Genomic DNA, 9,445 nt, shown 5'->3' with positions numbered 1-9,445 from the left:
GGCACTGCCCGCCACCAGCAACAAGGCAATGGCATGGGCCAACGGCTTGAGGCGCAAGACTGTCTGGCCGTGCGGGCCGCGGGCATTCAGGTTAACCGGTGGTTTGCAGCGGACCATCTGGAATCATCCTTGTGTGTTGAGATGCACATCACGTATGGGAGTTAGGCGGTTGGCGAGGGACGGGACTGAACTTCTGTCATGCAAAATTCATCTAGCGCCCACCGCCCTCGGCAACGGCTACCGGGGCCGGTGTTGGCGGGTAGGCAAATAAAAAATCAGCAACGGCACAGGCCGTTGCTGATCAGGTGTTGCAGGTCGATGAACGCTGGGGTTACAGCGGACGACCGATACCGTTGCAGACGTCGGTCTTGCCGATGCTCAGGGAGTTGCCGGCGGTCAGGAAGCTGCTGCGGATCGCGCTTTTCCAGGAGTCTGGCAGTGGCACGAAACGGTTGGCGCGGATGGCGTCATCGTTGTTGACGGTCTCGCCGTAGTGCTGGGCAAAGAAGTCACGCACCTGGTTGGACTGGTCGCCGTTGATATAGCACTGGCTGAAGATCAGGTTGGTGAAGCCCAGGATCGGGTAGCCCGACGTTGGGTAAGGCACCACACCGGCTACGCCGCTTTTACCGAATACAGGTACCCACTTGTCCGGGTTGGAGCGATCAGCCACGGCAGGTACCGACACGTCATCAATCGCAGCGGAAACGTTATCCGGCGCTGGCGATACACCTGCAGTGTTGCTGGCCACGTCCTTGCCAACGCGAGCGACCTTGGTAGCGTCGTCCAGGCCTTCCAGGGTAGTGGCGGCGTAGTCAGGGCTCATGTAGGTGATACGGCCTTCAGCGACCGTCGTATCGTTCAAGGCATTCATCACACCTTGGCTGCCGGCGGCAGAAACGGCACCGGCCGGCAGGCCACCGCTGTAGCTGTTGGCAAAGGTGGTGGTAACGGCGAAGCTGCCGGTTTCAGCGCACTGGGCGTTGAGGAAGCGCGTGAACAGTTCGGTGGTGCCGCTGCTTTCGCTGCGGTAAACCACGGTGATTGCACCGCTACGGCCAGCGCCAGTGATCTGGCTCCAGTCAGTGAGACGACCCGAGAACACACCGCACAGCTCGTTGACGCTCAGGTCAACGGCGTTGGCACCGCTCTTGCGAAAAGGAATGGCAACCGAAGTGGCTACCGAAGGCACCTGGATCAGCTTGCCCCAGCCTGGTTGCTTGGCCGATGCGTAGGTCGACAACTCAGTGGCATTGAGCTTGGAATCGCTGCCCGCCCAGTGCACGTTCTTGGTGGTCACGCCAGGTACGAGCTTGTCGTACTTGTTTTCCAGGAATGCCGCTTTGCCGTTGCCGCTGCCGACACCGATGTACGCGGCGAAACCGGCAGTCAGTACGCCGGGGGTCTGGTACAGCGGCTGTGGCAGGGTTGCGCCGCCGCCGTTGATATCAGCAAATGCTGCCTGGGCCGAGCACAGGGCCGCGAGGGTCATGGATGCCGCGAGAACATTGCGCTTAAACATGAAGAAGCTCCTTTCGTCGTGTTCATACGTTGAGGTAGATGGCTCTTGCATGACGCCATGGCACTCGGTTCACACGCCTTGATCCAGAGGGCTTGCCGGGCGAGGCCATGGACACGAAGTTCGCAGTTTCCGATGACAGATGTAGGAAAAAACCTCGGGAGGAACAGCTTGATTTTTAAAAAGATTCTCGGGTGTTTTGGCAATGATTCTGGCTTTTAACGGGCTGAGTGACAGCAAGGTTGCAGGGGTTGTTTCGAGGCGTGGGCTGGAAGGAACACCGGCTGTGTGCCGTGGGTTAAAAAATGACGAAATGAGGAACCCGAGGTTAGGTGATCCAAATGTAGGAGCTGGCTTGCCTGCGATACAGGCAACTCGGTTTTTCAGTCACACCCAGGTGATGCTATCGCAGGCAAGCCAGCTCCTACATTTGGGCAATGGTGTCAGTCGGATTCAAGTGACCAGTTGGTTGATCTCGATGATCGGCAACAGCACCGCCATCACGATCACCAGCACCACCGCGCCCATCACCACGATCATCAACGGCTCCAGCAAGGCCGTCATGCCCATGGCCCGCCGTTCGATATCCCGTGACAGGGTTTGCGCCGCGCGCTCCAGCATGGGCGGCAGGGAACCGGTTTTTTCACCGCTGGCGATCAGGTGGATCAACACGGGGGGGAAGACCTTTTCCACCGCCAGTGCCGGCGCCAGGTTGACCCCCTCGCGCACCTTGGCCGTGGCATCACTGACGCTCTGGCTCAGGCGGTCGTTGGACAGGGTCTGGCGCGCGGCTTCCAGGGCACGCAGCAACGGCACCCCGGCGCCACCGAGGATCGCCAGGGTCGAGGCAAAGCGCGCAGTGTTGAGCCCCAGCACAAACCGCCCGATCAGCGGCAGGCGCAATACCCGGCTGTGCCAGTTCAAGCGCGCCACGGGGTTGCGCAGGTACAGGCGCCAACACCAGAAACCACCCACCAGGGCGGCAAAACACAGCGCGCCCCAGGCGCGGATAAAGTCACTGGCATTGAGCATCGCCAGGGTCAGCCCCGGCAGGTCCTGGCGCGCCTGGGAAAAGGCACTGACCACCTGCGGCACCACGTAACTCAACAAGAAGATGACGATGCCAATCGACACCAGGCCCACCACGCCCGGATAGATAAACGCGGTAAGAATCTTGCCGCGCAGGTTGTTGCGTTCCTCGATGTAGTCGGCCAGGCGCTCCATGACCTGGGCCAGGTCGCCAGACTCCTCCCCCGCCGCAATCAACGCCCGGTAGATCGACGGGAAATCCCGTGGCCGTGCGGCCAATGCATCGGCCAGGCGCATGCCACTGCGCACATCGGCGCGCACCGCGCTGAGGGTCTGGGCGATGTGTTTTTTTTCCGCCTGCTCGACCGTGGCACTCAGCGCCGCCTCCAGTGGCAGGCTGGCACCGAGCAGGCTGGCGAGTTGGCGGGTGGCCCAGGCCAGGTCGTTGTCCGACAGCTTGGCACTGAACAGGCTGCCGCCGCCCACTGCGTTGGCGCTGCCTTCGACCTGCACCAGCAACGCGGTCAGGCCCCGGCTGCGCAGGCTGGCAAAGGCTGCGCCCTGGCTCTCGGCCTCCAGGTGCCCGGTTTCCAGCTTGCCGCTGGCATCACAGGCTTCATAGCGATAGCGATTCATCAGGCGTCCCGTGTTACGCGCAGGATTTCTTGCGGCGAAGTGGCGCCGCTGCGGACCCAGCGCTCGCCGTCTTCACGCATGCTGAACATCCCGGCCTCGCGGGCGGCGATGCGTATTTCCTGCTCGCCGGCGCCCTGGTGGATCAGCCCACGCACCGCATCATCGACGCAGAACAGTTCATGGATACCGGTACGGCCGCTGTAGCCGACCTGGTTGCACTGGTCACACCCCACCGGGCGCCAGGTGCCGGGCGCCGCCGGGTCCGGCTGCTTGCAGTGCGGGCACAGGCGCCGCACCAGGCGCTGGGCCAACACGCCAAGCAGCGACGAGGCCAGCAGGAACGGCTCCACCCCCATGTCGATCAGGCGATTGACCGCCGACACCGCATCGTTGGTGTGCAGCGTGGCCAGCACCAGATGGCCGGTGAGCGAGGCCTGGACGGCGATCTGCGCGGTCTCCAGGTCACGGATTTCACCAATCATGATGATGTCCGGGTCCTGGCGCAGAATCGCGCGCAGGGCCAGGGCGAAGGTCATGTCGATCTTGGCGTTGACCTGGATCTGGCTGATCCCCGGCAGGTCGTATTCCACCGGGTCTTCCACGGTGAGGATATTGCTGGTACTGGCGTCCAGCCGCGCCAGGGCCGCGTAGAGGCTAGTGGTCTTGCCGCTGCCGGTGGGCCCGGTGACCAGCACGATGCCATGGGGCTGGCGGATCAGGCCATCGAGACGCGCCAACAGTTGCGGGTCCATGCCGAGCGTTTCCAGTTGCAGGCGCCCGGCCTGTTTATCCAGCAGGCGCATCACCACCCGCTCGCCATGGCCGGTAGGCACCGTCGACACGCGGATATCAATCGGCCGCCCGGCGACCCGCAGGGCGATACGACCGTCCTGGGGCAGGCGTTTTTCGGCGATGTCGAGCTGAGCCATGATCTTGATTCGCGACACCAGCGCGCCATGCAGGGCTTTGCGCGGCGACACCACATCGCGCAGGGTGCCGTCGACGCGATAGCGCACCACCGAGTGGGTTTCGAAGGGCTCAATATGAATGTCACTGGCTTCGTCGCGGGCGGCCTGGGTCAGCAAGGCGTTGATCATGCGAATCACCGGAGCGCCGTCCTGGGTGTCGAGCAGGTCGGTGATTTCGGGGATGTCTTGCATCAGGCGGTCGAGGTCGACTTCGTTTTCGGCCGCACCGACCACCGCTGCAGCACTGCCGGTGTCGGCGTAGGCGCTGGCCAGCAGGCCGTCGAGTTCATCGTCGCGTACGTGTTCGATGGGGGCCTGGCCGAATTGGCGATGGACTTCGCTGATCGACCAGCCGGGAGTCGAGGGGCAGATGGTCAGGCGCGGGCCGCTGGGGGTGGGGTGCAGGAGAATGCGTTGGGATTTGGCCCAGGCGTAGGGGAGCAGGCTCACGGCCGTGCACTCCCCGGAATCGCCTTCTCCACCGCCGGCAACTGCGGCGCCTGCACATCCGGCAGCGCCCAGCTGTGCTGCGGCTGCAACCCACCCTGGGCACGGCGCATAAAGTCATAGCGATTAAGCGTAATACTGCGCCCCGCGCCACTGTCGCGAATGATGTAGGGCCGCAAGAACACCATCAGGTTGGTCTTGTTCACACTGCGCGACTCATTGCGAAACAGCGCACCCAGCCCCGGGATGTCCGATAGCCACGGCACCGCGTCGTTGCTCTGGGTATAGCCATCCTGCAACAACCCGCCCAGCACCATGATCTGTCCATCATCGAGCAAGATGCTGGTATCGATCGCCCGCTTGTTGGTCACCGTCCCCGCCTCCACCGACGCGCGGGCGTCGACGCTGCTGACTTCCTGGTAGATATCCAGCTTCACCGTGCCGCCCTCGGAGATCTGTGGCCGCACGTTCAGCTTGAGGCCTACTTCTTCACGCTGCACGGTCTGGAACGGGTTGTTGCTGGTGCCACCGCCACCGGTCACGTAGCTGCCGGTGACGAAGGGAATGGTCTGGCCGACGAAGATACTCGCCGCTTCGTTGTCCAGGGTCAGCAGGTTGGGCGTGGACAACACATTGGTCCCGCCCTTGCTCTTCAACGCCCGCGCCAGGACCTTGAGGTCCAGCACCCGGCCGATCCCTGGAATATCCACCGTGCCGTCCACCAGGCCGATGTTCAGGCCCTTGGGCAACACGTCGATACTGGTCTTGCTGGTGGGGGTGCCGTTGATTCCGCTGCCGCCCAGGTTGACCCCGCCAAAACCACCCTTGCCGCCCAGGTTGCCGGCCTGCCACTGCACGCCGAATTCGCTGGCATCGTCTTCGTTGACTTCGACGATCAGGCTTTCGATCACCACCTGGGCGCGACGCTGGTCAAGCATGTCGATCACCTCACGCAGGTTGCGGTACAGCGGATCGGGTGCGGAAATCAGCAGGGTGTTGGTGGTCGCATCGGCCTGGATCGTCACGCCGCCGGCACTGAAAGCGGTGTTCTGCTCGCTGGTGGTATTGCTCGCACCTGTGCTGTCCTTTGCATAACCACTGGGCTGGACAGCGCTACCGGTCGGCGCGCCACTGCTGTTCTGGGGGCTGCCCTGACTGGTAGTGCCTGCCCCGCCCATTGCACTCAACTTAGTGCGGGCCTCGTCACTCACGCCACTTTCGCTTTCACCGGTGAGCATGCCGCGCAGGGATTGCGCCAGCTTGCCGGCCTGGGCGTTGCGCAGGTACACCACGTGCATATTGCTGGGGTTGCTCTGGGCATTGTCGAGTTTGTAGATCAGGTTGCGCGCCAGTTCCGTACGCTCGGGGCTGCCGGCGCGGATGATGATCGAATTGGAGCGCGGGTCGCCGACCACGGCGATCTTCTGGGTCTGGTCGTTGCCCTGGGTTTCCAGCAACTCGGCGACCATCGCCGCGATATCGACGGCAATGCCGTTTTGCACCGGCACCACGTCGGTGTCGATGGCGCTCGGGGTGTCGATGCCGTCAATGATCTGTGCCACCCGCGCGAGGTTTTCCGCATAGTCGGTAATGACGATGCTGTTGTTGCCGGGGTAGGCATTGATCGGATTGTTCGGCGAGACAATGGGCCGCAATACCGGGATCAGGTTCACCGCGTTTTCGTATTGCAGGCGGAAGGTGCGGGTCTGCATGCCATTGCCACTGGGGCTGGCGGCATTGTAGATCGGCCCGCCCAGCAGCTTGGCATCGGCTTCCGGGACCACCTGGGCGACACCGCCGACGTCCACCACGCTGAAGCCCTGCATGCGCAGCGCCGCCAGCAGCATGTCATAGGCCTGATGCGCCGGGACCTGGCCTTCGCTGACCAGGGTCAGGTTGCCCTTGACCCGTGGATCCACCAGGAACTGCTGGCCGGTGGCGCGGGACAAGGCGCGCACCACCGCCTGGATGTCGGCTTCGACAAAGTTCAATTGCACCGGCTGGTCGCCCAGCGGGTTGCGCACTTTGGCCGGGGCGGCGGCATGACCACGGGCGCGTTGGGTCACCGGGTGTTGGACCCGTGGCTGAGGGGTGATTTCACGCTGGCGCTCGGGTATCGGCACACCGTTGCGCCGGGTATCGGCCAGGGGCTGGCCGAGTTCGCTGTCCACCAGCAATGGCGCAGGTGTCGGCGACTGGGTGTTGCTACAGGCACTGAGCGCCAGCAACAGCAGCGGCGCTACCTGGCGAAACGGCGCCGAAAGGGCGAATGACCACTTCATGAAGCTTCCTTAGCGCCAGGCGCCTGATCCATGCGAACGGTCCCGGACAATCTGCCGGCCGGGTTTTCAGCGGTGTCGCCAACACGCTGCAAGCGTGCTTGGGACACCTCCAGGGAAAGTGCGCGTGGGCTCGCCAGCAACCATCCGACCACGGCATCCGCTGGCGCGTCGGTAAAGGTCAGGCGCCAGCCGTTGGAGTCCACGACCTGCAATTGATAGCGGCCTTCAAGTCCGGCAGCGTCGAGGGCCTGGCGCAAGGCACCTTCGCGGTCTTGCCCGGCGCGCGCGCCGGCACTGGCGCCCTGCAACAGCGCCTGCAAGGTGGCAGCCTGGGTACGCAGCTTGGGGGTTTCGGCTTGCCAGTAGTCGATCTGCTGCAAGGGTGGTTCAATCAACAGCAACCACACCAGCAGGCCCGCCAACACTGCCCCGCCGCCGCCCAGCAGGCGTTTTTCGCGCAGCGCCAGGGCGCTCCAGAACGTTTGGAACTGCGCGCGCAGGCGTTGATAGCTGAGCTTACTCATTGGCGTCTTCCGGGCTGTCGAGCGGCCCAAGGGTCCAGCCGTGATCATCACGGGTGGCGGTGAAACCGGCCTGGGCCAGCGCCGCCTGCCAATCACCTGCGGCCGTCGGGTTGCGACTGTCGGGCAACAATTGCAGGTGCAAACGGCCTTGTTCAAAAGCCAGGGCCTGGACGCTGCCAACCATAAACGGCAGGTGGCTGCCCGCCAATTGCACCAGGCTGCTGAAACGCTGGCCGGGGTCGGCGCCGGCGCCTTGCGCGGCGGCCAATTGCTGGCGGGCCTGTTGCAGCGGATTGAGGATGACCGGCAATTGCGGGAAGGCCTGCTTGACCTGGGCGATCATCTGCGCCTTGAGCTGTTGCCCTTCGCCTACCTGGCGCGCGGCGTACAGGTTCAGGCCCAGGGTCCAGACCGCCACGGCCAATGCGCTGAGCCCCAGTGCCCGCCCCCAACCTCCGTTGCTGGGGCGTTTGAGGCGCCCGTGCAAGCCCCAGCCCGGCACCACACCCTGCCAGCGCTGGGCCGTGTGCTCATCGATCTGATGCAGTTGCGCGCCACCGTTCAATAGCGCCTCCAGGGCTCGCGCGCCCAGGGGATGCAAGGCGCTCTGGTGCAGGCTCTGGCGCAGCAGCAGATGCCCCTCGACGCAGGCCACGCTCAAGCCTCCCGCCGGCGGTACGGGCAAGGCATAGGGCGCCGGGTACAGGCCACGCAGGCTGATATGCACCTGGGCCAGGACCCGGTTCAGTTGTTCCAGGCCCGCCTTTGGCAGCCACCCCACTTGCACTTGCCCGTTGCTCTCCCGGGGGCCATGGACCACCTGCACCTGTGCCACCGGACCGAGGATCAGCGCCTGGGCTGCACAGGTCACAGCTGCCGTCACCTTGGCCGCCGTCAATGGCGGCAGTTCCAGGCTGGTCAGCAAACTGTCCCAAGGGTGCAGGAAGCACTGGGCCGCCAGGGTCTTGCGCGGTAGTGCCAACTGCCCAAGGCTGGCCTGCCCTTGCCGGCTGACCTGCCCGGTGCGGTCCAGCCAGGCATAGTGCACCAGGCTCTCGGCACTCAGTTGGTCCAGCGGCGGCAAGGCAATCCGCAAGCGCGTCATGCGCCCACCCGCCACCAGATCACCTGGGGTTGCCGGTCTTCGGGGCGATACAACAGCGCTTGCGCGGCAACCCGGCGCTGCTCGCGACGCGCGCGGCCGTGCCAGCGGAACCACTCGCTGGTGATCCCCACCTGCACCGAATCCACCACCAGGTGGGGCATGCGCAGGCGGTTGACGAAATCGCCCCGGTTGATAAACCAGCGCCCGCTGTCCCGCTCGGCCACCAATCCCTGGGCCTGGGGCAGGCTGAGCCCGGGCACCACCGCACTGAGCACTTCGGCGCTGGCAGTGTTGCCATTGACCCAGGTATTGCCGGGCAGCACGCTGACATACGCCGCCAGGCGTTGCAGCACACGCGGTTCAAGGCCGTCGATACCGGCGAGGTCATCCAGGCTGCGCAGCATCGGAGCCTTGGCCGGCAGCAGGGTCTGGGCGGCCTCGGGTGAAGTGCTGCGCAGGCTGCTCACCTCACTTTCGCCCGCACGTTGCGCATACGAAGCAAGCACCCGCTGGCTGATGCGCTGGCCGACGCCAGGGTCGATGCCAAGCAACTGGCACAGGCGCTGGAAACTCTGCAATTGCGCAGCATCGGGCTGCTGCTGGCGGACCAGGTTGCGCAGGTTGAACTTGCCCTGCTCGTCATCCAGGCGCCCCTCGACCACCCCGGCAAAGGGGCGCGCCCAGGGCTGATCGAGGCGGGTCAGCACGTCTTTACGCCGCGCATCCCACAACTGTTGTCGACTGGCTTGCAGCGCACCCTGCAACAGCCAACTGCCCTGGACCCGCAGTTGTTCGGCCTCCAGGCTACGGGTAAACACGCTTTGGCGGGTGAGCATGGCCCCGGCGAGCACCGCCACCACGGCGGCGATCAGCAACGCGCTGATAATCGCCATGCCATGTTGCTTCGCCGCACTGGGCAAATGCCTGTTCATGGC

At 64.3% G+C, this 9,445-nt stretch carries 7 protein-coding genes; all 7 read right to left on the bottom strand.

Annotated elements, in window-relative coordinates; genetic code table 11:
* Positions 1 to 331 precede the first annotated feature (331 nt).
* The 7 genes from BFQ03_RS18555 to gspK all read right to left on the bottom strand — a co-directional run bounded on the left by BFQ03_RS18555 (position 332) and on the right by gspK (position 9,442).
* Positions 332 to 1,522, bottom strand: coding sequence for a substrate-binding domain-containing protein (locus tag BFQ03_RS18555; protein WP_032861026.1), 1,191 nt, complete (start codon positions 1,520 to 1,522; stop codon positions 332 to 334).
* Positions 1,523 to 1,972: 450 nt separating this feature from the next.
* On the bottom strand, positions 1,973 to 3,184 hold the full coding sequence (gene gspF, locus BFQ03_RS18550) for a type II secretion system inner membrane protein GspF (protein ID WP_065943726.1): 1,212 nt from the start codon (positions 3,182 to 3,184) through the stop codon (positions 1,973 to 1,975).
* Positions 3,184 to 4,602 carry a type II secretion system ATPase GspE gene (gene gspE / locus BFQ03_RS18545; protein WP_065943725.1) on the bottom strand — a complete coding sequence of 473 codons (1,419 nt, stop codon included), beginning with the start codon at positions 4,600 to 4,602 and terminating at the stop codon, positions 3,184 to 3,186. The genes gspF and gspE overlap by 1 nt, the downstream gene beginning before the upstream one ends.
* Entirely contained in the window at positions 4,599 to 6,881 is a 2,283-nt protein-coding gene (gene gspD / locus BFQ03_RS18540) for a type II secretion system secretin GspD (protein ID WP_065943724.1), read from the bottom strand. Before gspD ends, gspE begins: the two co-directional genes overlap by 4 nt.
* Complete coding sequence (gspM, locus tag BFQ03_RS18535; RefSeq protein ID WP_032861032.1) at positions 6,878 to 7,405, bottom strand: type II secretion system protein GspM; 528 nt, start codon at positions 7,403 to 7,405, stop codon at positions 6,878 to 6,880. Before gspM ends, gspD begins: the two co-directional genes overlap by 4 nt.
* Positions 7,398 to 8,510 carry a type II secretion system protein GspL gene (gspL, locus tag BFQ03_RS18530; RefSeq protein WP_032861033.1) on the bottom strand — a complete coding sequence of 371 codons (1,113 nt, stop codon included), beginning with the start codon at positions 8,508 to 8,510 and terminating at the stop codon, positions 7,398 to 7,400. Before gspL ends, gspM begins: the two co-directional genes overlap by 8 nt.
* Positions 8,507 to 9,442 carry a type II secretion system minor pseudopilin GspK gene (gspK, locus tag BFQ03_RS18525; RefSeq protein WP_175403908.1) on the bottom strand — a complete coding sequence of 312 codons (936 nt, stop codon included), beginning with the start codon at positions 9,440 to 9,442 and terminating at the stop codon, positions 8,507 to 8,509. The genes gspL and gspK overlap by 4 nt, the downstream gene beginning before the upstream one ends.
* Positions 9,443 to 9,445: the final 3 nt, after the last annotated feature.

The sequence above is a fragment of the Pseudomonas sp. 25 R 14 genome (assembly GCF_900004755.1).
GTDB classification, from domain to species: Bacteria; Pseudomonadota; Gammaproteobacteria; order Pseudomonadales; family Pseudomonadaceae; genus Aquipseudomonas; species Aquipseudomonas brenneri.
Note: the sequence above shows the minus strand (reverse complement) of the source record. Positions and strands in the feature narration are given on the sequence as shown.

Bases quoted from the DNA above. Each gene is read 5' to 3' on its own strand.
- BFQ03_RS18555 (WP_032861026.1), bottom strand. From the start codon at position 1,522: ATGTTTAAGCGCAATGTTCTCGCGGCATCCATGACCCTCGCGGCCCTG.
- gspF (WP_065943726.1), bottom strand. From the start codon at position 3,184: ATGAATCGCTATCGCTATGAAGCCTGTGATGCCAGCGGCAAGCTGGAA.
- gspD (WP_065943724.1), bottom strand. From the start codon at position 6,881: ATGAAGTGGTCATTCGCCCTTTCGGCGCCGTTTCGCCAGGTAGCGCCG.
- gspM (WP_032861032.1), bottom strand. From the start codon at position 7,405: ATGAGTAAGCTCAGCTATCAACGCCTGCGCGCGCAGTTCCAAACGTTC.
- gspL (WP_032861033.1), bottom strand. From the start codon at position 8,510: ATGACGCGCTTGCGGATTGCCTTGCCGCCGCTGGACCAACTGAGTGCC.
- gspK (WP_175403908.1), bottom strand. From the start codon at position 9,442: ATGAACAGGCATTTGCCCAGTGCGGCGAAGCAACATGGCATGGCGATT.